A 26,589-nucleotide genomic window follows, 5' to 3' on the forward strand; every position below is an offset into this window, starting at 1 on the left:
GTCAATTACCTTTTATACAAACCATTAATTTTTCATAGGCTCTTACAAGACGCTTTTAAACTAACAATATTGCCCTATTCATCAATCCTTATCTCGTTAAAATGGTTTGTTAACAGAGATTACAGGTGTATTAAAGAGAATTACTACCTCGCTGTACACGTTGAGCTATTTGGTAGCAAATACGGTCGATAGTTTTACTGTCTAAGGAGCTTCCTAATAATTTAGGAAAAGTGTTTGCTAAATTATTGTGTGGTAACACAGGAATAATTGGTTTTTCTTTACGTTCAATGTACCAACCTGGAATGATTAAAACAGCTGCTGCTTGAATTTCTTGTCCCGTAGATTTTGTTAGCCAGTTAGATACCCACTTGCCTTGCCTTATAGCTTGTTCTACGGATTTAGTATCCTTCCATGTTGGAAACTCAAGTAAGGTTCCTTTTACTACAACATTGAACTGCTTATTCCTCGGTTTATTTTGACCTTTACTCTTAACCAAGGGTTTGCGACGTCCTTTGGTTTCTATGGCAAATACACCGTTTGAACCAACAACTAAATGATCAATATTAAAATTGTCAGCCTGAACATCATGAAATACTTTATAGCCTAATTGTTGCAGCTCATTGAGTTTATTGCCAACAGCCCATTCAGCTTCTAAACCAACCTTGAGTTGATTTAGTTTTAAGAATTCTTTTAGAAACTTTATGCCAAAATATATAAATATACAGATAGAAATGAATATCGTTGTCGATAGAGATGCTACTTGGGTGTCGGCATAAAAACTGAACCCTGCAATAGCAAAAGGAAGCACACATGAAAAGAAAATAAACATAATATAAAAGGCAACATTCCAAGTACTATCAATAATTTGACTAATTAAGGAATAGCCTGGGGTTCTGGCTGTTTTTGCTACATCAAAAGGGTAAATTCGACGTTTATCACTAAATGATTTAATAAAATAAATGATGCCTATGCATACAAACATAGGAATGATTAATAGTGAAATAAATAAAATGTTTGTTGGTATTGCCATTGTTAAACTCTAAAATCCGTTTTCATTAATATATACAATTGGTAGGTAGCAAAGCTAGCGAATAATTTTTCATTTTATATTTTTAATCAATAATAACTTTGATTTAAATGTTTTTTTAGTCCAATTTATTTGACAGCGAGTTGTTATTATTGCACTTTGTTTATTGCGCAATATTTAACGATATTCACCAATAATAACAAAGAACAATAAACGGACGTTATATGCCTTCTTTTACCAGTAACTTTGAGTTCTTAAAACACCACGATGAATTGTTATTTCGTTTAGCTGAAACGGCTGAACAATGTTACGCATCTGATCCCAACACCTCGCTTATTAAAATGCGCCAACTCGGTGAAGCCATCGCGCAAAAAATTGCTGCGTGTGTTGGTGTTGAGTCTGGTAAATATGTAAAACAAGTCGATTTAATCAGAGATTTAGAATATACCCTTAAACTCGATGATAATGTTAAAGATGCTTTTCATACTATTCGTAAATTGGGCAATGTCGCTAATCACGAATACCTTTCGTCAAGTCATAGAGACGCCCTTAAATGCATGCAGATCGGTTGTGCTTTAAGTGGTTGGTATCATGTCACCTTTGGCGGAGATAAAGCTAAAGGGTTTAAATTCAAACCCTTTGTTAAGCCTGTTGATCCTTCGCAATATGTTCGCGAGTTAGAAGAAAAATTCAACACCTTAAAAATAGAATCTCAACGCTCATCAGATCGTCTTGCTGCAGTCGAACAACTAAACCAAGTAACAGAACAAAAAGCGAATGCTGAAAAGCAACGTGCCGATGCAATGGCACAAGAAAAAGCTACTTGGGAATCTGTTGCACAAGAGCAAGAAAGAAAAATTGCCGAATTAGATAAGCAATTTACAGTTGCTAATAGCCAACGTATTACCGACTTTGTACAACTAGATAAAGAAAAACAAGCAGCCATCATCAATCAAGTACAACAATCAACTTTTTATGTTGATGAAGAAGCAACGCGAATATTAATTGATGAACAATTGGATGACGGTTGGGAAGTAGACTCTGTTAACTTACGCTACTCTAAAGGCTCTATACCTGAAATTAATAAAAATAAAGCGATTGCAGAATGGCCGACTGACTCTGGGCCTGCAGATTATGTATTGTTTATTGGGTTAACACCTGTAGCCGTTGTAGAAGCAAAGAAAAAATCTAAAAATGTTTACTCTGCTATTGATCAAGCAAAACGTTATGCCAGTGGCTTAAAACCTCATGATAAGTTTGAAATTGAACATACGTGGAACGAGTTTAAAGTACCCCTTACATTTGCAACCAATGGACGCCCATATCTAAAACAACTAGAGCAAGAAAGTGGCATATGGTTTTTAGATGTTCGTGATAACACTAACCGACGCCGAGCATTAAAAAGTGGTATTCACCTCAAGAGATAAAAGCTTACTTAAAGCAAACACCGCAGCAAGCGGATCAAAAGCTTGATGAGATGAATTTTGGCTATGACCTTAAATTGCGTGATTATCAAGTAGACGCGATAAAGGTGATTGAAAGTACTATTCAAAAAGGTGAGTCAAAAGCCTTAGTTGCTATGGCTACCGGCACAGGTAAAACTAAAACCTGTATTGCATTAGTTTACCGACTATTAAAATCAGAACGTTTTCGTCGTATTTTATTTTTGGTTGACCGCTCTGCACTAGGCATACAAGCAACAGATGACTTTTCAGAAGTACGCATGGAAAACTTGCAAACATTTGCTGATACGTTCGATATTATGGGCATGCAAATAAATAAGCCTGCAGGTAAAAAGCCAGAAGATGAAACTAAAGTTCATGTTGCTACCGTACAAGGTTTAGTAAAGCGAATTTTGTATCCGAGCGACAACGAAAATAAGCCAGGTGTTGGTCAGTACGACTGTATTGTTGTGGATGAATGCCATCGAGGGTATCTACTCGACAGAGAACTCAGCGATACTGAAATAGAGTTTCGAGATCAAAAAGATTACCAATCTAAATACCGTGCTGTTATCGAATATTTTGACGCCTTTAAAATAGGTTTAACTGCTACGCCGGCATTACATACTACTGATATTTTTGGTGAGCCAGTATACATTTATAGTTATACCGATGCCGTCATCGATGGATACCTAACGGATCATTTACCGCCTATTCGTATTCATACCAAATTAGCAGAGCAAGGTATTCATTATGAAGTAAATGAAGAAGTTAAAGTTTACGATGTTCAAAACAGCCATATTGAAACCTTTAATACCCCAGACGAGCTAGACTTTGACGTAGCACAATTTAATCGCAATGTTATCTCATCAAGCTTTACTGAAGAAGTCACTAAATGGTTAATTGAAAGTGATTCCATTAATCCTTATTCGCCGACTAAAACATTGGTGTTTTGTGTAACCGATAAACATGCTGATCAAGTAGTAGAAGCGTTTAAAAAAGCCTGTGAAAACTACCACGGCGAAATAGAAGACGATGCCATTCAAAAAATTACCGGCGCTAGTGATAAACCATTAGAAAAAATTAAGCGTTTTAAAAACGACCGCCTACCTAATATTGCCGTTACGGTTGACCTGCTTACTACTGGCATAGATGTGCCGGCGATATGTAATCTAGTCTTTTTACGTCGAGTTAATAGCCGTATTTTATTTGAACAAATGCTAGGTCGTGCTACAAGACGCTGTGATGAAATAGGTAAAGAAACCTTCCGTATTTATGACGCCGTAGATATCTACAAACAACTTGAAAAAGTTAACAGCATGAAACCGGTAGTCACTAAAGTTGATATTACTTTTTCAGCGCTTGCACAAGAAATGACTCAGTCGTCGTCACCTGAATTACAACAGTTAGCTAAGAACCAATTTTTAGCTAAATTACAAAGTAAAAAGCGCCATTTAAGTGATTTACAAGCCAGTAACTTTGAACGGATTGTCGGCAAGCCGCCGCAAGAGTTTGCCCAAGAATTAAAAGCAATGAAGCTTGAAGATGTTGCACAATGGTTTACCAACCACCCTGAGCTTGGCGAATTGCTTGATCTGAAAATAACCGGAGGCTCAGGTACAGCTCCTATTGTATTATCAGATCATCAAGACGAAATAATAGATATTAGCCATGGTTATGGTGATAACCTAAAACCAGAAGACTACCTTAAATCTTTCAGTGACTTTGTAAATGCCAACAGTAACCGTTTAGTAGGTATTCAAACCGTTATTCAACGCCCTTGGGAATTAACCCGACAAAGCCTTAAAGAATTAGCGTTTGAGTTAGAAAAAAATAAATTCAGAGAACAAGCGCTTTGCACGGCATGGAACGAAGTGAAGAACGAAGAAATTGCCGCACGGATCATAGGTTTTATCAGACAAGCAGCTATTGGCGAAGCGTTAATACCTTTTGAAGCGCGGGTAGATCAAGCACTGGAAAAAATACTCGCCGACCAAGAATGGAAAACACCGCAAAAACAATGGTTACAAGCTATTGCTAAACAGATGAAAGCAACCACCATAGTTGATGACATCGCACTCGACAGCGGTGTATTCAAGCAACAATTGGGTGGTATTAAACGGGCGAATAAATTGTTCGATAAACCTATTACTGAAGTGTTGTTAGATTTTAATCGCCAGTTGTGGGCTTAATTCATGCTGCTTTTGACAGTTATGATGAAACAATCAAAAAAGTACATGCACAACATTGTATAAATACGTGTTTATGTTATTGCTACATGCACAACATAATGCGAAAATGTGTGCATATAAAATCAACGTGCACAAATAATCAATTTTTGCTCATGCTTGGTTTAAATAAAGGTTTAAACAAATATTTAAAGCAAAGATTTAAGGAAAATCGTTGAACTGTAATTACAATTTTATCCCTTTACAGCAATTAGGCGATATAGAAAGCAAAGCTGTTTTAAAGGCAACGGCTAAAGCGCATCAAGCATTAGGTGAATTAAAAGGCTTAGCGGTAACTATGCCTAATCAATACCTATTGTTGGCGACGCTGTCGTTACAAGAAGCGAAAGAAAGCTCTGAAATTGAAAATATCATCACCACGCAAGACGACTTATACCGTAGTAACTATCAATCACAGCAGTTTTTATCAACTGGCGCTAAAGAAGTGCATAACTATGCCAAAGCCTTAGAAACGGGCTTTAATACCATTAATAAAACCGGCTTGCTCACCAACAACACTATTATTGATATTCAGCAAATTATCGAGAATAACAATGCCGGTTTTAGAACTCAAGGTGGCACTCAGTTAATTAATCAACAAAATGCGCAGGTAGTTTATACGCCGCCGCAAACGGGTCAGCACATAATTGATTTAATGCGCGATCTTGAAAACTTCATTAATAACGATGAACTCAGTGATTATGACGATCTGGTAAAAATGGCGCTTATTCATCACCAGTTTGAAAGCATTCATCCGTTTTACGATGGTAATGGTAGAACAGGGCGTATATTAAATATTTTATACTTAAGTAAACAAAACTTATTAGGTGCACCTATTTTGTATTTGTCACGCTACCTAAATAAAAACAAAGCGCAGTACTATCAATTATTACAGGGTATTCGCGATAATTATGGCAATAAAGAAAGTTGGGAACCATGGTTGTTATTTATGCTTAAAGCCTTACAAGTTACCACCAAGACACCTTAAAAACCATTAAAGGCTTAATTGCCTTAATGCAAAGTACTAAACATATTATTAAAGCGAAACTACCGAAAATTTATAGTCACGAGTTAATAAACAACCTATTTGCGCACCCATACACCAAAGTAGAGTTTATTACACAAGACCTAAATATACATCGTAATACCGCCAGTAAATATTTAAACCAATTAGTTGATATTGGCGTGTTAACTAAACATAAACTCGGTAAAGACAATTATTACCTAAACAATGAACTTTATGCGCTGTTATCTGATTAACCAAAGCTTATAGCCGACGCAGTAAAAATTATTTATTTTCCCCAAAACTCTGAAATAAGAGTAGAGAACACATATTATGAGCACGCAAGACCTAGTCGCAAAACTTTGGAACCTATGTAATTTACTAAGAGATGACGGTGTTACTTATCACGAATACATTAATGAACTTACCTATTTAATCTTTTTAAAAATGGTGCAAGAAACAGATACTGAAACTGATAGCCAATCGGGTGAAGTGCGTATACCAGAAGGTTACCGCCGGAAAGATTTAGAAAGCTACGATGCAGCATCACGCTTAGAAGAATACAAAAAGTTACTGATACATTTAGGCTCACATGGTTCACAAATTACCAAGGCGATTTACGCTAATGCCAAGACGGTTATTCGTAAGCCTGCCACGTTAAGTAAATTAGTGACCGAAGTAGATAAACTTGATTGGTACAGCGCTAAAGCAGAAGGTTTAGGCGACATGTACGAAGGCTTGCTAGAAATTAATGCTAGCGAGAAAAAATCAGGCGCCGGCCAATACTTTACCCCGCGTACCTTAATCAACGTGATGGTTGAGTTAATGAACCCAACCCTTGATGATGTAATAGTTGACCCAACAGCAGGAACTGGCGGATTTTTAATTAGCGCACATCATCATATTAAACAAAATAACGACATACTATCGTTAGATGAACGCGCTTACGACAAATATCAACATGGCACTTTTTTTGGTATGGAATTAGTGCCTGACACACGTCGCCTAGCCATGATGAACCTAATGCTGCACGACATAGCCGTTGATGATGAAAACGCCGGTATTCTATTTGGTGATACCTTATCAAACGAAGGTAAAGCACTGCCTCAAGCTGATTTGATATTAGCTAACCCACCTTTTGGTACAAAAATGGGCGGCGGTATTCCAACTCGTGATGACTTAGTACATTACACCAGTAATAAGCAACTCGCCTTTTTACATCTTATCTATCATAAAATGCTTAAACCCGGTGGCCGTGCAGCCGTGGTATTACCCGATAATGTATTGTTTGAAAGCGGTATAGGAAAAACTATACGTAACGATTTAATGGAAAAATGTAACCTACACACCATTTTGCGTTTACCTACCGGTATTTTTTATGCAGGCGGCGTTAAAACTAACGTGTTGTTTTTCTCAAAGCCTGAAGACCTTTCTCATAATAAAAAGCCACAAGACAAAGCACAAACCAAAAACGTTTGGGTTTACGACTTACGCTCGAATATGCCAATGTTTGGTAAGCGCACGGTATTAGGACACGATCATTTTAAAGAATTTTATGAAGCTGTTGGTAACGACTTAACGACAGTGGATGAAAAAGCTAGAGTGAAATTTATCACCGAGCATAGCACTTCACCTCAAAATAAGGGCAGCGAAATCGGTAATGTTGATACCTGTAGATTGCGTTGTTTTACTCGTGAAGAAATTGCCAAAAAAGACGATTCACTTGATTTGGCATGGATCCGAGACGACAGCACAGAAGACGCCGGCAGCTTGCCAGAGCCTGATGTATTGATAAACGAAGCCATAGAAGAAATGGCCGGCGCAATGTTAGAGCTAAAATCCATACTTGTTGAGTTAGGTGCAGAAGAAGTAGAAGAGGTGACTCTGTGAGTGAATTGCCTAAAGGTTGGGTAAACGCAAAAATAAAAGATGTTTCTATAAAATGTGTTCAAAACAAACCCAATGATGAAGATAAATTAGTCTACGTTGATATTGGTAGTATCAATAGAAAACTAAAGGTAATTGAAAATCCACAACATTTAAAAGGTATTGATGCACCAAGTCGAGCCCGAAAAAGAATAAACACAAATGACGTATTAGTTTCGTTAACTAGACCAAATTTAAATGCTATAGCTCATGTACCTAAAGACTTTGATGAACAATATGCCTCAACAGGTTTCGAAGTAATTAAATCAGTAGGTGTTGATAGTCGTTATTTATTTGCCTTAGTAAAAACACAGAATTTTATTAATGCCATCTCAGGTGTTGTTCAAGGCGCTTTATATCCAAAGCAGCTAAATCGTCTGATGTTCAAAATTATGAGTTTCCACTAGCTCCACTAAACGAACAAATCCGTATTGCCAATAAACTTGATTCAATATTAGCGAAAGTCGATGCCGCCCAAGCGCGCCTCGACAAAATCCCCAATATCCTAAAACGCTTCCGCCAATCCGTCCTTGCCGCCGCAACTTCGGGTGAATTGACCAAAGAATGGCGAGGTGGAAGTGACAATCAATGGCCGAACGTGAAACTGAAAGATGTGGGAAAGGGCTTCAATTATGGCTCATCGGCAAAATCTAAACCTGAAGGCGAAGTTCCTGTATTGCGAATGGGGAATTTACAAGGAGGCCGACTTGATTGGGATAAGTTAGTTTATACCTCAGATGAGGCAGAAATTGAAAAATATCTGTTAGAAACTGGAGATGTACTTTTTAACCGTACAAATAGTCCCGAATTGGTTGGTAAAACATCTATTTATCGCGGTGAACAAAAGGCAATTTATGCAGGATACTTAATTAGAGTAAAGGGAAGTGATCGCCTAAATACTGAATACTTAAATATTCAATTGAACAGCCCTCATGCTCGTGATTATTGCGGCAAGTGAAAACTGACGGTGTAAGCCAATCAAATATAAATGCAAAAAAATTACAAGTTTATGAGTTTTATTTGCCCGAAATTGATGAACAGTTAGAAATAGTGAGGAGAGTAGGTGAATTGTTTTCTCATGCAAGTTTATTTGAACGACAGTATCTAGGTGCGCAAAAGAAATTTAACAGATTAACACAGTCTATTCTCGCTAAAGCCTTTCGTGGTGAACTTGTACCACAAGATGAAAATGATGAACCTGCTAGTGAATTATTAAAGCGAATAACTGAAGCTCAGATGAAACTTAAAAAAGTGACAGTAAAAAATACTAAAGCTAAGAAGGTCGCTAATGTCTAAGAATAAAAATCAACAGCTACCGCTTTTTGAATTAGATAATACTGATTTAGTTCAGCAAAAAACTCATCAAGAAGCTGAGAAGGATTCGACGCTAATAACACCAAACGAAACCGCGATTGAATCTGAGTTTGCTAAATATATCGTCTATGTTGATGAAAGTGGTGACCATAGTTTACAAAGTATTGATGAAAACTATCCCATTTTTGTTTTGGCATTTTGTGTTTTCCATAAACGCCATTACAGTGAAGCTATTGTTCCTGCATTAGAAAAGTTTAAGTTTAATCATTTTGGTCACGACCAAGTGGTATTGCATGAAAATGAAATTCGAAAGGAAAAAGGCGCGTTTAATATTTTTAAAAGCAAAGAACAAAAATATCAATTTCTGGACGAGTTAACCAATATCATTGAGTACAGCAATTTTATATTAATTAGTTGTACTATCGATAAACGAAAACTGACAAAAGCTAGTGATTTAGAGGCTAACCCGTATCACACAGCACTTGGCTTTTGCATGGAAACACTGTTTGAATTTTTAAAAGAAAAAGATCAGCAACAGAAAAAAACACATATTGTGGTTGAATGCCGTGGCAATAAAGAAGATAAAGAACTTGAATTAGAATTTAGGCGCATATGTGACGGTAATAATCGTTTAGGCATTCCTCTGCCATTTGAAGTGATATTTTCAGACAAAAAAGTAATGTCATCAGGTTTGCAACTTGCGGATTTAGTGGCAAGGCCAATAGGTTTGAAAACATTAAGACCAGAACAAGAAAATAGAGCGTTTGAAGTATTAGAGCCAAAATTTTATTGCGATGGTGGAAGAGAAAATGTTGGAAATGGTTTTAAAGGGGTAGGAATGAAAATTTATCCGCCGCTAAAAAGCGAAAAGCCCCAATGAAACTCACTGAGGCTATAACGCCGACCGGGCACCCCCAATCCACTTGTGCATAGTATGATCCCTAACGTACATTTTGTAAATACATTAACAATAAAAATATTATAGAAAATAGTAAAAAACCAAAGTTTGAAGTTATTCTACAAGCACATAGTTAGTAAGAGATGGGAATTTTCAAGAGGCTTATTGATGTTGAATTCAGAACAAATACATGAAGTTTTAAAAGGTATATGTAAAGAAGAAAGTGCTAAAAGTAGCCACCCTATTTATGCCTATGAACACAAACTAACAGATAATCTATTCATTTATGTAAAGCGAAAAAAAGGCTTACGATTAAATGTTATTCCTTATGATTTGGTTAATGATGAATGTGATATTACACGTATACGAGATGCGTTTAGAAATAATTTGCCAAAGTTAAATTTGTAAAATATCTTGATTAAAGCTTTCATGTTTATAAAAACACAAAATATCGACATTAAAAACTCTTGTGTCGATGCTGTAAACATATATACCCGTTCCACTTGAAGATGCTCGTTTCAGGAAGTCTGAGCGATTCATAACCAAGGCACATTTTTTTATTAAGGGTTGTTCCCTTAAAAAGAAATGTAACGCCGGGTATGATTTGCTCAGCCTTCCCCAAGGGTCGGTTTAGAAACGCTTTATGCTGCGTTATTGATTTTGAGAAGGACGCTACAAGGATGTAGTTTATTAGAGAATGCAGGAGCATATTCTCCTGAATAACCATTCTCTACAATCAATGCCTTGCCTAAAGGCGTTTCTAACTCACTGAATCCTGCATCTTCAAGTGAAGCGGGTATAGATATAATAATTAACGATAAACATGACTTTTTGGCTGTCATTCAGTACATACGGAAAAATTTAGTGGTCGGATATTTGCAACAACACTTTGTGCTTTTCTACCTCTGAAAGGCCGGCTAACAAATTATTTATTTGCTCTATAACGCCAACTTTTTGTTGTTTCAGTCCTGCTTGAATTAGGATTTCATCCTCTATAGCTTGAGCAGGCTTTCTAAGCTATTCTGGTGTCAATACAGTATATCGGCGGTAACATCATCCCTTTTAGTTTTATGATTAAGTAATCGCTTAATGGTATAGGTTCCAACATTCAAACGTAGGTGGCTTAAAATTTTAACAGGGTTGTCTTTATAAATTATTTCGTTTTCGTTGCCACGGTATTCATATTTAGCAAAGTTAAATATCGCTCTCATAACTCTCATTGCCAAATCTGCTTGAGCTTGGCTAGTGGTAGATACAACTTATATACTCTAAACGATATAACATGATTAGGGCTAACATCGACAATAAGCCCTTCAATAGCTTCGTCATAGTAACGTGTTCTACTGCTTGGTTAACAAGTGTTAATGACCATGCATTACAAATAATAAGGGGAAATTCAAACTCATACTCGGTAGGTCCAGTGTTCAAGTCACTGAGGGGCCACCACTTCTTTTGTCGTATATATCGATTATTACAGCTAAACTGAATTAATTTACTACGTAGTATAAATCAAAGTATGGTATACAGGCTTTGTTACTCCTTTTTATTTCTTTTTGGCCTTAACCTTTTTATTGATGGCGTCGCCGGATGAATATTTTAACAGTAGGTGTCAGTATTTAATGCGGTCACATATTCCTCATAAGTATGCAGCGCTTTTGTTAGTTGTTGCTACTTTAATTGCAGCATCTGGTCGGATATTTTCTAAAGAAGCCATTGCGTATTTACCCATTTTTGGCTTTATTGGTTTAAGGTTTTTATTGGCGTCAATTTGCTTATTACCCTTTTGTTATCGTTATTTTAGCCGGGTTGACTCCATTGATCTTTTTAAAGCATTTTGTGTCGGGGCTTTAATGGGAAGCGCTTTATTGCTATGGGTCTATGCCGTATCGGTGAGTGATACATTGGGTGAGGGGGGATTTATTATGAGTTTATCCATGTTATTTGTTCCGTTAGTTGCATGGGCTTTATTTGGTGATAAACCCACAAACACCTTTTGGTATTCATTACCTTTTGCTGTTATTGGCTTGATTTTATTATCCCTTGGCCGGGAATGGCATCAATCGAGTGGCCAGTTATGGTTTTTAGTTTCTGCGATGTTGTTGGCTGTTCACTTTAATTTTAATAGTCGTTATGCCCAACGAATTCCTGTGTTGTTATTAACAACTATCCGGCCTTTTTGTACGGGGTTGATAGGGTTGGTTGCTTCAGCTTTTTTTGAAGTATGGCCAAGCAACGTTCCTGATGTAACTTGGGTTTGGTTTACCTTGAGTGTATTAGTGGCAACGAGTTTCCGTTATGTAATACAAACATTAGGCCAAAAAGGTACTAGCACAGAGAATGCAGCGATTATTATGATATTAGAACCCGTATGGACGATGTTGTTAAGTATGTGGTGGCTAGGTGAGCAAATGTCCTTAAATAAGGTGATGGGGTTTAGTTTTATCTTGTTTGCTATAGTGATTAATAGAAGCGGGGCAATGTTAAAGTAATTTATTTACGACGGAAAAATTTAAAAAATAATTAGAAAATTTTCTGCGAGAATATCTATGGCTTTTTAAAATATTCGGCATGTTTTACGATGGTGCTTGCGATAAATTTAGTATTCTATTTGGGGTCTTATTCTATTGGACTTAGCTGTTCCGTGTTGAATGGTTATGTTTGCTCTGTATTGCAAAATTACGCTCAAGGCTATAACTCTAATTTAATTATTAGTGATGCTAAGGGCTATTATTGCCACCATAATTTCTGAGCTGAAAATGCTTTTGCTATAAAAGGAGTATGATAATATAGCGTTTGACTGATGTGATAACTGTTCACACGAAAAATCCTAAGCCCATTATAATCAATGCATAGCGCTTTGAATTATACTTTTATATGAGAGTCGACTATGCGTTTATTTATTTATGACCACTGCCCTTATTGTGTTAGAGCCCGTATGCCATTCGGCATGAAGAATATACCCGTAGACATATCTGTGTTATCAAATGACGACGAAGCTACGCCTATTGCTATGATCGGTATAAAAGCATGCCCTATTTTACAAAAAACTGATGGTAGTTTTATGGGCGAAAGCATGGATATTGTCCATTATGTTGACCAACTAGATGGATCGCCTATCTTTGGGCCTTCAGCAAACCGAGAAGACTTAAATACGTGGTTAGAAAAGGTTAATACTTTATTTAAAAAACTATTGTATCCACGTTGGGTTACGTCTTCGGTAGAAGAATTTAAAACACAAAGTGCCATTGATTATTTTACGAACAAAAAAAGCAAAGAGCTAGGCTCATTTTCTGAAGCATTAGCCAACAGTGATGTGTTGATCAAAGAATTAGAAGCAGAATTAATACTATTAGCCGCAATGTTAAATAGTGAAGCGCATGTAAACGAGCAGTTGAGTATAGATGACGTCGACTTGTTTGGACGCTTACGTGCCATTACACTTATTAAAGATTTAATTATTCCTGAAAAAATACGTGCCTATATTGATTATTTTTCGGCTGAGAGTGGTATCCCTCTTTTTTACAACATAGCACAGTAAAATTATTTCCGATGATGGTAAATAGGTAGTTAATAGCCAAAGCGTTTTATTCTTTGTTGAGCAGTATTTGCTTAGAATGACTAGGCTACACACTACTCGCCGCGATTAAAACGCTTTTATATCGAACAAATTTTAACCGTAAAAGATTAACAGACTCTAATGAAAGCCTAAATTAAAATAAATTTCAATTTAGGCTTTCACCGATTAGCTTTGCACAACATCTTGGTTGATTTGACCAAAAATAGACTGGCCATCATCATTGAACATTTCAATTTGAATGTTATCACCAAAACTCATAAATGGTGTGTTCGGCTTGCCGTTTTCAATGGTTTCAATCATACGAATTTCAGCGATACAGCTATAACCAACACCACCTTCAGCTACAGGCTTACCAGGACCGTCGTTTAATTTATTAGAAACAGTGCCTGAGCCAATGACGGTACCAGATGTTAGTGGACGCGTTTTAGCTGCATGTGCGATTAACTGACCAAAATGGAAAGTCATATCGATACCTGCATTGGGGTTACCAAATAATTCGTTGTTGTAACGTGAACATAAAGGTAAAGCTAATTTACCGTTACTCCAGGCTGAACCTAACTCTTTTGGTGTTACACACACCGGGCTAAATGCGCTTGAAGGTTTAGATTGGAAGAAACCAAAGCCTTTAGCTAATTCGCCTGGAATTAAACCACGTAATGATACGTCATTAACTATCATCACTAGGTTTATATAGTTAAGGGCATCTTCAGCATTAACACCCATAGGAACATCACCAGTAATTACAGCGATTTCTGCTTCAAAATCAATACCGAAACCTTCAGTTTGTGGCATAGATATTGGCGAATGCGGGGCTAAAAATGCATCTGAACCGCCTTGGTACATTAAGGGATCTGTCCAAAATGTTGCGGGCATTTCGGCGTTACGTGCTTTACGTACCAGTTCTACATGATTCACATAAGCACTACCGTCTGCCCATTGATATGCTCGAGGTAGTGGTGAATGACAGGCTGTTTGATCAAACTCAATACCTTCAATTTCTCCGGACTCTAATTGATCAAATAGCGCTTCGAGTTTTACTTCAGTCGTTGCCCAATTATCTAAGGCAGCTTGCATTGTTGGCGCTATATCAGTAGCACTCACCATTTTGGTTAACGCGCTGTTTACTACGTGTAATTGACCATCGCGGCCTGCTTTAATACTTGCTAATTTCATTATTTATCACCTAAAAAACTGTGTTCATCAAAATTGGCGCCATTATGCAACCATGCTGCATGATCAGGCGCTTTCTTAGTTATTGCCCATTCATCTAACATTAGAGGAGCAACACGTTTTAATTCTTCCATCATACCTGGTTTTGCTGTTTGTGCGGCAAGCTCCATACGATGACCATTGGGATCAAAGAAGTAAATTGACTCAAAGATAGTATGATTTACCGGACCTAATACATCAATGCCGGCATCTTCCAGTTTGGCTTTGGCTGTTAATAACTCATCCATAGATTCTACTTCAAAGGCAATATGTTGTACCCATTCAGGCGTGTTAATATCACGACCCATTTTAGGTGCGTTAGGTAATTCAAAGAACGCCAATACATTACCCTGACCGGCATCTAAAAAAACATGCATGTAAGGATCAGGTGCTTTGGTTGATGGCACTTCATTTTCAGCAATGGCTAATTGAAAATCCATTCCTAACATATCACGGTAAAATTCAACGGTTTCTTTTGCATCATTGCAGCGATAAGCTACATGATGAATGCGTTTAATAGCCATAATTCAACCTCCTATTTAGTATTACCAATCACACCGCGTTCAACTTGATCGCGTTCAATTGATTCAAATAATGCTTTAAAGTTACCTTCGCCAAAACCTTCGTCATCTTTACGTTGAATAAATTCAAAAAATACAGGGCCGAGTAAGGTATCGGAGAAAATTTGTAATAATAGACGCGGTTTTTCACCATCCGTTGTACCGTCAACCAATATGCCACGTGCTTGTAGTTGATCAATGGGTTCGCCATGACCCGGTAGACGATCTTCTAGCATGTCGTAGTACGTATTAGGTGGTGGAGTCATAAACTTCACACCTTGCTTTTTAAGTCTATCCCAAGCAACAATATCGTCACAGGCAAAAGCAATATGCTGAATACCTTCGCCGTTGTACTTCATCAAATATTCTTCAATTTGACCACCGCCACTCGACTCTTCATTTAAAGGTATACGAATTTTACCGTCGGGTGCGGTCATTGCTTTTGAGGTTAAACCTGTGTATTCACCTTTAATATCAAAGTATCGAATTTCACGGAAGTTAAATAAGTTTTCATAATATTTAGCCCAGTAAGCCATACGGCCGCGATAAACATTATGAGTTAAATGGTCTAACGTATGGAAACCACAACCTTCAGGATAACGGTCAACCCCCTCAAGCCAGTCAAAATCGATATCATAGATAGTGTTTGTACCTTCATAGCGGTCAATTAAATATAAGGTTGCACCACCAATACCTTTAATTGCAGGTAAACGTAATTCCATTGGACCTGTTTCAATGATGACGGGTTGAGCACCTTTTTCTAGCGCTTTTTGATAGGCTAATTGCGCATTTTTAACACGGAATGCCATGCCACAAGCTGATGGTCCATGTTCTTCTGCATAATACGCTGCATGGCTTTTGGGCTCGTAGTTAGTGATTAAATTGATATCACCTTGACGCCATAATTCTACTTGCTTTGATTTATGCTTAGCGACTAACGCAAAGCCCATACTTGCAAATACGGGTTCTAAAATACCACGTGTTGGCGCGGTAAATTCTACAAATTCAAAGCCATCTAGGCCCATTGGGTTTTCAAATAAGTCAGTCATTATATCTCCTAAATTCAAAGCCTTCAGGCATTGTTCGTGTTGATTAATATGCTAATATAGCTTCATATGTACTTACTTTAGTTGCAAGTGAAACTAATTACAATAGAGGTGTTGATCATGTTAGGTACCGAAACTGGCACTTTAACTTTACAACAATTTTTACCATATCGTTTGTCGGTTTTATCAAACCGTATTTCTCAATCACTAGCCTCTAAATATAGCGAGCGCTTTGGGATAAATGTGCATGAGTGGCGCATATTAGCGGCTCTTGGTGAAGAGGCGCATTTATCCTCAGTTGCTCTCACAAATCGCATTGCAATGGACAAAGTGGCTGTTTCCAGAGCAGTTAAGAGGCTGATTGAAAAAGGCTTATTGGTAAAGCATTTAGATAAAAAAGATCAACGTAGTCATGTGTTGGCCTTAACAAAACATGGGGTTGGAATGTATCAACAACTTATTCCTATTGCGTTAGAGCATGAAAAATTAATGATTGCTAACTTGACCTTAAAGGATAAGCAAGACTTGCTAAAATTGTTAAGTAAACTAGATAACACTTCAATTTAACTACAATATGGGTGTAAGGAAAATTGTACGAAAATTTTTAAAAAAGAACTGTCGCTTTACTCAACTAAGAAGGTTAGGTCTGATAGAGCTACTAGACTTTTAAATTGATAATGTCTAAACCCGGTACGGGTGAGTACACAAGCACTGAAAAGATGAGAAATGTGCGTTTTAATATACAGAAATATCTGACACAGTATCGATTCAGAACCCTTTCTGAGAATATTGTGACTGCGATTGATGTAGATCCTGACATGGAAGCGAGAGCAAGTATCTACTGGGGATATTTCACTTCATAACACTTCATCATATTATTTTGGCTCTTGTTCTTGTTCTTGTTCTTGCTCTTTTATTTTAGCTTGTAGAATACGCCATTTTTGTAATTCAGCATAATAGTGATCCCACACACATGGATTACACGCACCGCCACCGCAGCAGTCATCATCAGCGGGTGGGATGGGTTTTTCTAATTGTTCAGTCATATATGTCTCGTAATCATGCGGAAGCAAGGTATTGGTTGTTAGTTTACCTTAAATGAGGATGAAAAAAAAAGCCCTGCAGATGTAGGGCTTTTGATTAGTATCACTTTAAAATAAATTTCTATTCAAAGTCACCTAGCTTTTTCTCTAAGTAGTGAATGTTAGCACCGCCATTCACAAAACCTTGATCATGTAATATTTTTTGGTGCAAGGTAATATTGGTTTTAATGCCATCTATCACTAGCTCGGAAAGCGCATTACGCATACGGGCAATAGCAACATCACGGTTATCACCCCAAGTGATTAACTTCCCAATCATCGAGTCGTAATTAGGTGGTACAACATAGTCAGCATAAATATGAGAATCCCAACGCACACCTAAACCACCAGGCGGATGGAAACGTGTAATTTTACCCGGAGAAGGAACAAAAGTACGTGGGTCTTCGGCATTGATTCTACATTCAATCGAGTGACCAGATATTTTAATATCTTCTTGAGTATATGATAATGGTTGACCCGCAGCGATACGAAGCTGTTCTTTAATTAAATCAACACCCGTGATCATTTCAGTAACGGGATGCTCTACTTGAATACGCGTATTCATTTCAATAAAGTAGAACTCGCCATTCTCATATAAGAATTCAAAGGTACCGACACCGCGGTAATTAATTTCAATACACGCATTACAGCATCGTTCACCGATTTTAGCGCGCATTTCAGGCGTGATACCCGGGGCAGGAGCTTCCTCTACCACTTTTTGATGACGTCGTTGCATTGAGCAATCTCTTTCACCTAAGTGGATAGCCGAGCCTTGACCATCAGCAATAATTTGAATTTCAACATGGCGTGGATTTTCAAGGAATTTTTCCATGTAAACCATATCATTTTTGAAAATAGTGCCTGCTTCACGTTTGGTTAATTGAATGGCTTCAATTAATTCTTCTTCAGTACGAACAACACGCATACCTCGACCACCACCACCACCGGCAGCTTTTATGATTACGGGGTAACCAATACGTTTTGCATGTGCTTTATTTAAAACGTCATCGTCATTTAACGGACCATCAGAACCGGGAACACAAGGTACGCCTGCAGCTTTCATTGCATTAATGGCAGAGACTTTATCTCCCATCAAACGGATACTTTCAGCTTTAGGGCCAATAAAGGCAAAACCAGATTTTTCTACTTGTTCGGCAAAGTCAGCATTTTCAGCTAAAAAACCATACCCAGGGTGAATTGCTACAGCATTAGTAATTTCGGCTGCGGTAATAATGGTTGGGATATTTAGGTAGCTGTCTGGCGCGGGCGCTTTACCGATACAAATGGTTTCATCTGCTAATAATACATGCTTAAGGTTTTTATCAGCAGTAGAATAGACAGCAACAGTTTTAATACCAAGCTCTTTACAAGCACGAAGTATTCTTAAGGCAATTTCGCCACGGTTGGCGATAACAACTTTATCTAACATGGAATGACCCTTTTTGGTTGGGCTTATTCAATGATGAATAGCGGTTGATCAAATTCAATAGCGTCTTCATTTTGTGCTAAAATCTCTTTGATAACCCCTGACTTATCAGCTTCTATCTGATTCATCATTTTCATGGCTTCAATAATACATAAGGTATCACCTGCATTGACGTGTTGACCAACATCGGCAAAAGTGGGAGCTTCTGGTGAAGCTGAGGCATAGAAAGTACCAACCATAGGTGAACGAACTATGTGACCAGTAACTACGGGGGCTGCTTCTTTTACGGGAGCTGCCGCTACAGGTGCTGCCACAGGCGCAGCCATTCCGGTGCTTGCATCATAGGTGCCGCTGCTGCAGGCACACCACGGCTTATACGTACTGATTCTTCACCTTCAGATATTTCTAATTCATTAATACCTGATTCTTCTACTAACTCGATAAGTTTTTTTATCTTACGAATATCCATTACGTTACCTTATTTCTATTTTACGTTTATTTATATGATGTTAGTTATTGATTACTAACTATTATGTTGTTAAATAACAATATAGATTGTTATATTGTTTTCGATTTGTTTTTTTTAAGCCATGTGTGAGCAGATTGCAGCGCAAAGCTGTAGCCCTCTGTTCCCAAACCGCAAATAACACCCTTTGCAATATCAGAAAAATAAGAGTGGTGTCTAAATTCTTCTCTTGCATGGACATTAGATAAGTGAACTTCGATAAAAGGTATAGCTACTGACAATAAAGCGTCTCGGATAGCGACACTTGTGTGCGTAAATGCTGTTGGGTTAATTATTATGAAATCAACTTTTTGGTAAGCTTGATGAATTGCTTCAATAAGTAGATGCTCAGCATTTGATTGTAAATGAGAAAGCTTAATTGCTTGTTCATTAGCTTGTGTTGTTAATAAGGCTACTATTTCATCTAATGTTTGTGCACCATAAATTTCAGGTTCACGTTTACCTAACATGTTTAGATTTGGACCATTTAACATTAAAATTTCAAACTTTGTGCTCATTTTCGTCAAAAATACCTATAAAGTGTGACTAGTAACAATGATTACATAAAAAAATAATGTTGTGAATAAAAAAGTTACTTTTTTTATTATTGGCGAATATTATAGTGTTTTCGCAGAATATAGCAGCAAAATACTGGTCTAATCTCTTTTGTTCACTTTTAAGATGTTTTTATTGAAATTATTAACTACACTAGATTTGAGAAGTGACTTTTTAATATATTGTTTTTTAAAGAGTTCTATATTAGTGAATAGTATAAAGGTTAAAGAAAGAAGAATAGAAGTAGGATTTCTATCTATTTTAAAGGGATAAAAGAAAGACCTTTTTGATACGTCGGCTTGTGTTAATTAATATAAATGAAACGTTGTATTAATTTGGGTAAACCTGATATTGTTAATTATTATCAATAAGCTATGCGTTTTGGCTAATCAGCCATAATTCCCCCCATTAATTGTTGGTAAATGCTTAAGCAATATATGTGTTAATTATTGTTAGATTTTAAAGGACTGTATTATCAAAACATTGACGCATTTATGTTTATTAATATATTTCGGTTGTATTTTTTCAAAGGCTTATGCGGTTGAAATAATTGTACATCCGTCTGTTAAAGAGTTGAAACTCACCATTTCGCAATTGCGGCGTATATATACTATGCGACAAACACAGTGGTCTGATGGTCTTCGAATTACTGCTTATGTTTTACCTCGGCAGCACAGTCTTCATTTACGTTTTACTAAAGATCGATTACAAATGTTTCCTTATCAGCTTGATCGTATATGGAATAAGCTAACATATTCTGGTTTAGGTGTTGCACCCATTACTGTGAATACACCAGAAGAGCTAATAAACGCGATAAGGAATACGCCAGGGGCAATTGGTTATGTTGAAAGTGCTAAGAATGTGGAGACAGTAAATGTTATTCAAATTAAAAAATAAGATGGTTGCCAAACAAATGATAAATTTACTTTCTCTATTTGGAGTATTGTTGTGGTTTTTTGCTATCAATAGTGAAGCAGCAGAGAAAAAACTTCACTACCATGGTTTTGTCGCTCAAGGGCTGATTGATGTTAATGGTAGTGATTTTGTCAATAGTAAAGGGGATGCATCGACGGAGTTAACTGAGTTGGGTCTTAATGGCTCGTTTCAGTTAAGTTCAGATTTACGCCTGGCCGGACAGATTGTTTACTTGAATGGTGGCAATCGTTTTGCAGAAGGGCTTAGAGTGGATTATGCTCTATTGGATTGGTCGTTGTATAAAGGTGCAAACTGGCAAGCAAATTTGTTTCTTGGGCGTTTTAAAAATAACCATTGGTTGCATTCTAGTTCTAGGGATATTCCTTTTGCACGACCAAGTATTATTTTACCGCAGTCTATCTATTTTGATGGTTTTAGAGATATCGCCGTGGGTGCTGACGGCATCGCCTTTAAAATTAGACGAAGTGATGATGATTATGGCAATTTTGACTTTAATTTTAGTTACGGTACATCACCAATATCTGATAAGCAGTCTGATATCATTTTAAGCACAGATGCAAAAGGTACTTTTAAACAAGATTCTGATGTGCAATTTAGCCTTTATTGGCAACCAATTTTTTCATCCTGGCGATTTGGAGCTTCCTATTTAGATTCTGTATTCAAATATCAGGAAAACAAAGCAAGTGATCGGTTCTTTGATGGTGATATTACGTTTCGATTTTACACGATAAATGCTCTGTACGAAGGCGAGCGTTGGGAGTTTAGTGGTGAAATTTTTCAAGAGTTATTCAGTACGGAGGGGTTTTATCAACCAGAATTAATTAGTAAGCCTATTGGCCAAGGTATGTATTTACAGACTCGATATAAGGTAAACAAAGAATTAACCTTACTAGCACGGTATGAGAATTTTTATAATGATAAAAATGACAAAGACGGCAAAAAATTAGAACAAAACACAAACGGTGCAACACCTGCTTATTTTGGTTATCAAAAAGATACTACTATTGGTTTATCCTATGATTTTTCTAGTAATATTAGGTTAAGGTTTGAATATCATTGGTTTCAAGGTACTGGTAGGCTTACACCGGTTGTGTTACCCGATCCGGAAGTTAATGACAGCAAAAACTGGCAATTATGGGCTATGCAATTGATGTATTGGTTTTAAGGCAAAGTGTCGCAATTACGTTAACCTCTGGTTGAATACAATGAATACAGTAAAGGTATTATTATAAGAGGTGTATTTGTCATATCGGCGATGATTGCTGCGTTTTCGAAGAATATAGCAGCACGATACTGGTCCAATCTCTCAAATTGATTTTAAAGGTGGTTTTTTTTTTAATTATTTACTACACTAGGTTTTAATTAGAATATTTTAATTTATTGTTTTTAAAAGAATTACATGTTTAAGGAGATGATAAAAATAAGAGAATGATGAGCAAAAATAAGGTTTATTACTCATTTTAAAGTACAAATTACAGAATTTTTCTGATACGCAGATTTTTGTTAGTAGTTTCATATGAAAAGTTGTATTAAATAGAGTAAACCTGATATTGTTAATTTTATCAATAAGATATGTGTTTTGGCTGATCAGCAAAAAATACAATACTTGTTACCCCCACTAGTAATTGGTAAATGCTTAAACAATATATGTGTTAATTATTGTTAGGTTTTAAAGGACTGTATTATCAAAACATTTACTTATTTATGTTTATTAATATATTTCGGTTGTACTGTTTTAAAAGCTTATGCGGTTGAAATAATTGTACATCCGTCTGTTAAAGAGTCGAAACTCACCACTTCGCAATTGCGGCGTATATATACTATGCGACAAATCCAGTGGTCTGATGGTCTTCGAATCACGGCCTATGTTTTACCCCGGCAACACAGCCTTCATCTACGTTTTACTAAAGATCAATTACAAATGTTTCCTTATCAACTTGATCGTATTTGGAATAAACTAACTTATTCTGGTTTAGGTGTTGCACCAATTACCGTAAATACACCAGAAGAACTAATAAACGCGATAAGGAATACCCCAGGGGCAATTGGTTATATTGAAAGTGCCAAGGATGTGGAGGCAGTAAATGTTATTCAAATTGAAAAATAAAATGATTCAAAAGTGGTTTGTAAATTTTCTTTGCTTATTAGGATCATCATTACCTATTATCGCATTCAATAGTCAAGCAACAGAGGAAAAACTTCATTATCATGGTTTTATAGCTCAGGGGTTAATTGATGTTGACGGTAGTAATTTTATTAATGATGACGGTGGTATATCCACAGAATTAACTGAGTTGGGTATTAATGGCTCGTATCAGCTGAGTTCAAATTTGCGTTTGGCCGGACAGGTTGTTTACTTGAATGGTGGGAATCGTTATGCCGAAGGGGCACGCATTGACTATGCACTAATCGATTGGTTAGCTTATAGAAACGCCAATTGGCGCACAAATATTTACTTAGGTCGTTTTAAAAATAACCATTGGTTGTATTCTAGTTCTCGAGATGTTCCTTTTGCACGTCCGAGTATTATTTTACCACAATCTATTTATTTTGATGGTTTTAGAGATATAGCCGTGGGCGCTGACGGTGCCGCCTTTAAAATTAGCCGAAGTGATGATGATTATGGCAATTTTGATTTTAATTTTAGTTATGGCTCTAATCCTATTTCGGATAAACAAGCTGATATTATTTTAAGTAAGGAAGCTAAAGGGACTGTTAAGCAAGATTTTGAAGTTCAAGCCAGTTTTTATTGGCAGCCGTCATTTTCACCTTGGCGATTTGGGGCCTCTTACTTAGATTCTGATTTTACTTATCATACTAATATAGAACAAGACCGCTTTTTCGATGGGGGTTTTCTTTTCAAACTACTAGCATCAATGCTTTATATGAAGGAGAAAGGTGGGAATTTAGTGGTGAATTTCATAAGAGTAAATTTACTACCATAGGTTTTTTTACTCCAAATGATATAAGAAATCCAGTCAGTCATCGTTTGTATATACAGTCTCGATATAAAGTAAATAATGAACTAACCTTACTAACACGGTATGAGACTTTCGCTCGCGATAAAAATGATAAAGATGGTACAAAAATGGAACAAGAGAGTAACGGATCGATTCCTGCTTACTTTGGGTATCATCATGATACAACTGTTGGTTTGTCGTATGATTTTTCTAGTAATTTTAGGATGAGATTTGAATACCACTGGTTTCAGGGGGCAGGCAGGCTTACACCGGTTGTTTTACCCGATCCTGAAGTAAATGATAACAAAAATTGGCAGCTATGGGCTATGCAATTAATGTATTGGTTTTAAATAGGGAACATTAATCATGTCAAAAAGATTCATAAGTGTTCCAACAAAATTATTGCTGTTGATATTTTCAACATTACTACTTTTAGCGCTAGGCTTTTCGGCATTGTCTTTATCTCGTCTCCAAGAGGAGTATAAAAAATATCACCAAGAAACCTTGTCTCAAGGAGAAGCTCAATTTGCTTTGCACAGTGATATTTTACGTTCAAAATTAAATGTTTGGCTTGAGTCTTTTGCTGAAATTACAAAATTTTCACAGCAAAAAGATGTCACTATCTTTGCTGATCAGCTTGCGAATCAATTTGATGGATTGCAATTTAATTTAAATGTTGAGAATGTTTGGTTAGTTGATGCAAATAAAAAACCATTGTTTGTAACGTCTATTATGCCATCAGCAGTAGAAAATAATGTTGATCAAGTATTAAAGCATCAACGTCCTAATCATCAAATACAATGTCAGCAACAATGTCAGTTTTTATTAAGTGTTCCTTTGCTCAATAATCAAGGAAATGTGTTAGTTATTACGATGAGTGCAAGTCTTGTTGATATGCTTTATGCAATCAATACATCGCTTAATAGTGAAGTAGCTGTGATTAGCTTTCCATTAGGCGGGAGCAATGCCGTGCTTGAAACAAACATTGTCTCAGCATCAAACATGGAACTTGCACATGCGCTGCTTGATGCCAATAAAGAAACTAATTTAGCGCGAGTGCTTGCTAAAGGTCTGCTTATTGATTTAGATAATTATAGTTATTTGGTTAATTTATTACCACTGGCACAAAGTAGCGATCGAGAGTTTTATTTATCTTTAATTGATGATGTCACCTCATTTGAAGAAAAAAATGCGCATTACATACAACAATTTTTAATCTCTCTTAGTGGCATATTCTTTATTTTAGGTCTGTTTGTTTATTTAGTTGCTCGTCCATTTACTAACCGGTTATTACGTTTATCTGGTGCGTTGCCGTTGTTGGCAAATAAAAAGTTTGATCAATTTCGGGAAGTCAGATTGAAGCGACCTTTATTATTCTCTGATGAGTTAGACGTATTAACACACTCGGCTTTAGAACTGAGTTATGAATTAGAGCAACTGAATATAGAGGTTGAGCAAAAAACGAAAGAGTTAGAAAATATTGCAATGTATGATCTTCTAACCGGGTTACCTAATCGTAATATGTTGAATTATCAATTACGTAAATCTATTGCAAATATTCGTCGTTACCCTGGTGGTGTTGCGGTTTTATTTTTAGACTTAGATGATTTCAAAAAGGTAAACGATAGTAATGGTCATACTGAAGGAGATAAGTTACTTATTCAAGCTGCTGAACGTGTACGTTTAAGTGTTGGTAAAATTGATTTAGCCTGTCGCTTTGGTGGTGATGAATTTGTGGTTATTTTGGGGAATTTGAAGTCTGTAAATGAAGCGGTGACCGTTGCAGACCAATTATTAACGCAATTTAAAGAACCGATAAGGTTAGGTACTAGTATTTTTTATGTTTCTACTAGTATAGGCATTTCTTACACCGAGTCTTGTGATGAGCATGCAGAAGATTTGATTTCTCATGCTGATATAGCCATGTACGAAGCTAAAGATAACGGTGGTAGTCAATTCCATGTTTATCACCAAGAAATGTATCAGCGGGTTGCTCATCGAGTGATGCTTGAAGGTGAGGTGCGTCAAGCGCTTGCTAAACAGCAATTCAGTTTAAGTTTACAGCCACAATTACGGGCTGAAGATAAGAAAATTTATGGCTTTGAAGCCTTGCTACGTTGGCATCATCCAGAACGCGGTATGATTTCACCTGAAGATTTTATTCCTATCCTAGAAAACTCTCAGCATATGATTGAATTAGGGTATTGGATCATTCATCGCTGTTTTGAGTTGGCCATTATGATCAGGGAGCAAAATTTAGCTGACATAAGAATTGCCATTAATTTATCAGCAGGGCAGTTTGTGGATGTAAATTTACCCAGTTATTTACAAAGTTTACTTGATAAGTTTTCATTGTCTGCGGATATTTTTGAATTAGAGCTTACTGAGCAAACGTTAGTAAAAGACATTGATCACACTATTACTATGATGGATAGTCTGAAATCCATGGGGTTTAGTTTTGCTATTGACGATTTTGGTACGGGGTATTCATCGTTAGCTTACATCAAAAAAATGCCAATTGATGTGATTAAAATTGATAAAAGTTTTGTGTTCGGTATGTTGGAAAATCACGCTGACTATCAAATTATTATGTCAACAATAGCCATGGTGAAAAATTTAGATTTAATGGTTGTCGCGGAAGGTGTTGAAACGGCAGCGCAATTGCGAAGTTTAACAGAAAACAAATGTGACATAATTCAAGGCTATTATTTTTCTAAACCGATACCCGAAATAGAATTAATTGAGTTTATTAAAACTCACATTCATGACGGGTATTGGAAAACACAGGTTGATAAAAGCGAGTAACTATATCGAGTAACTATATTGAGTTCATACAACTCATTAATACACCAAATAACGTTATGTTGTCGATATCTACTGTATTACAATCCGTGT

The 26,589-nt window shown here is 36.6% G+C and carries 29 protein-coding genes and 1 pseudogene; 20 read left to right on the top strand and 10 right to left on the bottom strand.

The genetic code is table 11. The features are described from left to right. Positions 1-130: 130 nt before the first annotated feature. Positions 131-1,030, bottom strand: a complete 900-nt coding sequence (locus L3081_RS05935) for a nuclease-related domain-containing protein (protein ID WP_242284163.1) — start codon at positions 1,028-1,030, stop codon at positions 131-133. A 221-nt stretch (positions 1,031-1,251) separates the two neighbouring features. Here L3081_RS05935 and L3081_RS05940 point away from each other — a divergent pair, with 221 nt between their 5' ends. The 10 genes from L3081_RS05940 to L3081_RS05985 all read left to right on the top strand — a co-directional run bounded on the left by L3081_RS05940 (position 1,252) and on the right by L3081_RS05985 (position 10,246). Then, positions 1,252-2,454 carry a type I restriction endonuclease gene (locus L3081_RS05940; protein ID WP_242284165.1) on the top strand — a complete coding sequence of 401 codons (1,203 nt, stop codon included), beginning with the start codon at positions 1,252-1,254 and terminating at the stop codon, positions 2,452-2,454. Further along, a complete protein-coding gene (gene hsdR / locus L3081_RS05945) occupies positions 2,451-4,661 on the top strand; it encodes a type I restriction-modification system endonuclease (RefSeq protein ID WP_242285598.1) in 2,211 nt (736 codons plus the stop codon). The genes L3081_RS05940 and hsdR overlap by 4 nt, the downstream gene beginning before the upstream one ends. 211 nt (positions 4,662-4,872) lie before the next feature. Further along, on the top strand, positions 4,873-5,685 hold the full coding sequence (locus tag L3081_RS05950; protein WP_242284167.1) for a Fic family protein: 813 nt from the start codon (positions 4,873-4,875) through the stop codon (positions 5,683-5,685). A 26-nt stretch (positions 5,686-5,711) separates the two neighbouring features. Beyond that, the gene (locus L3081_RS05955) at positions 5,712-5,957 is read left to right on the top strand and encodes a DNA-binding protein (RefSeq protein ID WP_242284168.1); all 246 of its coding nucleotides are present in this window, start codon (positions 5,712-5,714) and stop codon (positions 5,955-5,957) included. 76 nt (positions 5,958-6,033) lie between these two features. After that, a complete protein-coding gene (locus tag L3081_RS05960) occupies positions 6,034-7,590 on the top strand; it encodes a class I SAM-dependent DNA methyltransferase (protein WP_242284169.1) in 1,557 nt (518 codons plus the stop codon). Next, positions 7,587-8,033 (top strand): restriction endonuclease subunit S domain-containing protein, encoded by a 447-nt coding sequence (locus tag L3081_RS05965; RefSeq protein WP_242284170.1) that lies wholly within the window; start codon positions 7,587-7,589, stop codon positions 8,031-8,033. The genes L3081_RS05960 and L3081_RS05965 overlap by 4 nt, the downstream gene beginning before the upstream one ends. A 146-nt stretch (positions 8,034-8,179) precedes the next feature. Next, on the top strand, positions 8,180-8,584 hold the full coding sequence (locus L3081_RS05970; protein ID WP_242284172.1) for a restriction endonuclease subunit S: 405 nt from the start codon (positions 8,180-8,182) through the stop codon (positions 8,582-8,584). Next, on the top strand, positions 8,581-8,922 hold the full coding sequence (locus L3081_RS05975) for a hypothetical protein (protein WP_242284174.1): 342 nt from the start codon (positions 8,581-8,583) through the stop codon (positions 8,920-8,922). Before L3081_RS05970 ends, L3081_RS05975 begins: the two co-directional genes overlap by 4 nt. Then, a complete protein-coding gene (locus tag L3081_RS05980) occupies positions 8,915-9,820 on the top strand; it encodes a DUF3800 domain-containing protein (RefSeq protein ID WP_242284175.1) in 906 nt (301 codons plus the stop codon). Before L3081_RS05975 ends, L3081_RS05980 begins: the two co-directional genes overlap by 8 nt. A gap of 186 nt (positions 9,821-10,006) precedes the next feature. After that, positions 10,007-10,246 carry a hypothetical protein gene (locus L3081_RS05985; protein ID WP_242284176.1) on the top strand — a complete coding sequence of 80 codons (240 nt, stop codon included), beginning with the start codon at positions 10,007-10,009 and terminating at the stop codon, positions 10,244-10,246. Between the two features lie 233 nt (positions 10,247-10,479). Here L3081_RS05985 and L3081_RS05990 read toward each other — a convergent pair whose 3' ends face one another. Both L3081_RS05990 and L3081_RS05995 read right to left on the bottom strand, forming a co-directional pair. Further along, a complete protein-coding gene (locus tag L3081_RS05990) occupies positions 10,480-10,680 on the bottom strand; it encodes a hypothetical protein (RefSeq protein ID WP_242284177.1) in 201 nt (66 codons plus the stop codon). A gap of 186 nt (positions 10,681-10,866) precedes the next feature. Further along, on the bottom strand, positions 10,867-11,058 hold the full coding sequence (locus L3081_RS05995; RefSeq protein ID WP_242284179.1) for a hypothetical protein: 192 nt from the start codon (positions 11,056-11,058) through the stop codon (positions 10,867-10,869). Positions 11,059-11,457: 399 nt separating this feature from the next. Here L3081_RS05995 and L3081_RS06000 point away from each other — a divergent pair, with 399 nt between their 5' ends. The 3 genes from L3081_RS06000 to grxB all read left to right on the top strand — a co-directional run bounded on the left by L3081_RS06000 (position 11,458) and on the right by grxB (position 13,376). Beyond that, on the top strand, positions 11,458-12,327 hold the full coding sequence (locus L3081_RS06000; RefSeq protein WP_242284181.1) for a DMT family transporter: 870 nt from the start codon (positions 11,458-11,460) through the stop codon (positions 12,325-12,327). Between the two features lie 89 nt (positions 12,328-12,416). Beyond that, positions 12,417-12,587, top strand: a complete 171-nt coding sequence (locus L3081_RS28935; protein ID WP_420839699.1) for a DUF6436 domain-containing protein — start codon at positions 12,417-12,419, stop codon at positions 12,585-12,587. 138 nt (positions 12,588-12,725) lie between these two features. Further along, positions 12,726-13,376 carry a glutaredoxin 2 gene (grxB, locus tag L3081_RS06005; protein WP_242284182.1) on the top strand — a complete coding sequence of 217 codons (651 nt, stop codon included), beginning with the start codon at positions 12,726-12,728 and terminating at the stop codon, positions 13,374-13,376. Positions 13,377-13,580: 204 nt separating this feature from the next. Here the strand turns inward: grxB and L3081_RS06010 are convergent, their stop codons facing one another. Genes L3081_RS06010 through hppD form a run of 3 tightly spaced genes read right to left on the bottom strand, consistent with a single transcriptional unit; the run spans position 13,581 to position 16,233 of the window. After that, on the bottom strand, positions 13,581-14,588 hold the full coding sequence (locus L3081_RS06010) for a fumarylacetoacetate hydrolase family protein (protein ID WP_242284189.1): 1,008 nt from the start codon (positions 14,586-14,588) through the stop codon (positions 13,581-13,583). Further along, entirely contained in the window at positions 14,588-15,148 is a 561-nt protein-coding gene (locus L3081_RS06015) for a VOC family protein (protein ID WP_242284190.1), read from the bottom strand. Before L3081_RS06015 ends, L3081_RS06010 begins: the two co-directional genes overlap by 1 nt. Before the next feature lie 11 nt (positions 15,149-15,159). Beyond that, positions 15,160-16,233: a 4-hydroxyphenylpyruvate dioxygenase gene (gene hppD / locus L3081_RS06020; protein WP_242284191.1), complete on the bottom strand. Its 1,074-nt coding sequence runs from the start codon at positions 16,231-16,233 to the stop codon at positions 15,160-15,162. 117 nt (positions 16,234-16,350) lie between these two features. Between hppD and L3081_RS06025 the strand changes: the two genes are divergently transcribed. Further along, positions 16,351-16,797, top strand: coding sequence for a MarR family winged helix-turn-helix transcriptional regulator (locus tag L3081_RS06025; RefSeq protein WP_242284192.1), 447 nt, complete (start codon positions 16,351-16,353; stop codon positions 16,795-16,797). Positions 16,798-17,105: 308 nt separating this feature from the next. Here L3081_RS06025 and L3081_RS06030 read toward each other — a convergent pair whose 3' ends face one another. From L3081_RS06030 to aroQ, 4 genes and pseudogenes are all read right to left on the bottom strand, one after another. Beyond that, positions 17,106-17,276 carry an oxidoreductase-like domain-containing protein gene (locus L3081_RS06030; RefSeq protein WP_242284193.1) on the bottom strand — a complete coding sequence of 57 codons (171 nt, stop codon included), beginning with the start codon at positions 17,274-17,276 and terminating at the stop codon, positions 17,106-17,108. Between the two features lie 118 nt (positions 17,277-17,394). Continuing rightward, entirely contained in the window at positions 17,395-18,741 is a 1,347-nt protein-coding gene (accC, locus tag L3081_RS06035) for an acetyl-CoA carboxylase biotin carboxylase subunit (RefSeq protein WP_242284194.1), read from the bottom strand. Positions 18,742-18,764: 23 nt separating this feature from the next. Continuing rightward, positions 18,765-19,207: pseudogene (gene accB / locus L3081_RS06040) on the bottom strand (acetyl-CoA carboxylase biotin carboxyl carrier protein). An 89-nt stretch (positions 19,208-19,296) separates the two neighbouring features. After that, positions 19,297-19,761, bottom strand: a complete 465-nt coding sequence (gene aroQ / locus L3081_RS06045) for a type II 3-dehydroquinate dehydratase (RefSeq protein ID WP_242284195.1) — start codon at positions 19,759-19,761, stop codon at positions 19,297-19,299. Between the two features lie 520 nt (positions 19,762-20,281). Here aroQ and L3081_RS06050 point away from each other — a divergent pair. The 6 genes from L3081_RS06050 (at position 20,282) to L3081_RS06075 (ending at position 26,499) form a co-directional block, all read left to right on the top strand. Further along, positions 20,282-20,695, top strand: coding sequence for a substrate-binding domain-containing protein (locus L3081_RS06050; protein ID WP_274620339.1), 414 nt, complete (start codon positions 20,282-20,284; stop codon positions 20,693-20,695). Then, entirely contained in the window at positions 20,673-21,899 is a 1,227-nt protein-coding gene (locus L3081_RS06055; RefSeq protein WP_242284196.1) for a hypothetical protein, read from the top strand. Before L3081_RS06050 ends, L3081_RS06055 begins: the two co-directional genes overlap by 23 nt. Before the next feature lie 657 nt (positions 21,900-22,556). Next, entirely contained in the window at positions 22,557-22,841 is a 285-nt protein-coding gene (locus L3081_RS06060) for a hypothetical protein (RefSeq protein WP_242284197.1), read from the top strand. After that, positions 22,819-23,679 (top strand): hypothetical protein, encoded by an 861-nt coding sequence (locus L3081_RS06065; RefSeq protein ID WP_242284198.1) that lies wholly within the window; start codon positions 22,819-22,821, stop codon positions 23,677-23,679. The genes L3081_RS06060 and L3081_RS06065 overlap by 23 nt, the downstream gene beginning before the upstream one ends. A gap of 44 nt (positions 23,680-23,723) precedes the next feature. After that, entirely contained in the window at positions 23,724-24,044 is a 321-nt protein-coding gene (locus tag L3081_RS06070; protein ID WP_242284199.1) for a hypothetical protein, read from the top strand. A gap of 16 nt (positions 24,045-24,060) precedes the next feature. After that, positions 24,061-26,499, top strand: coding sequence for a bifunctional diguanylate cyclase/phosphodiesterase (locus tag L3081_RS06075; RefSeq protein ID WP_242284201.1), 2,439 nt, complete (start codon positions 24,061-24,063; stop codon positions 26,497-26,499). Positions 26,500-26,589 lie beyond the last annotated feature (90 nt).

It is taken from the genome of Colwellia maritima (assembly GCF_022669015.1).
Taxonomy (GTDB): domain Bacteria; phylum Pseudomonadota; class Gammaproteobacteria; order Enterobacterales; family Alteromonadaceae; genus Colwellia; species Colwellia maritima.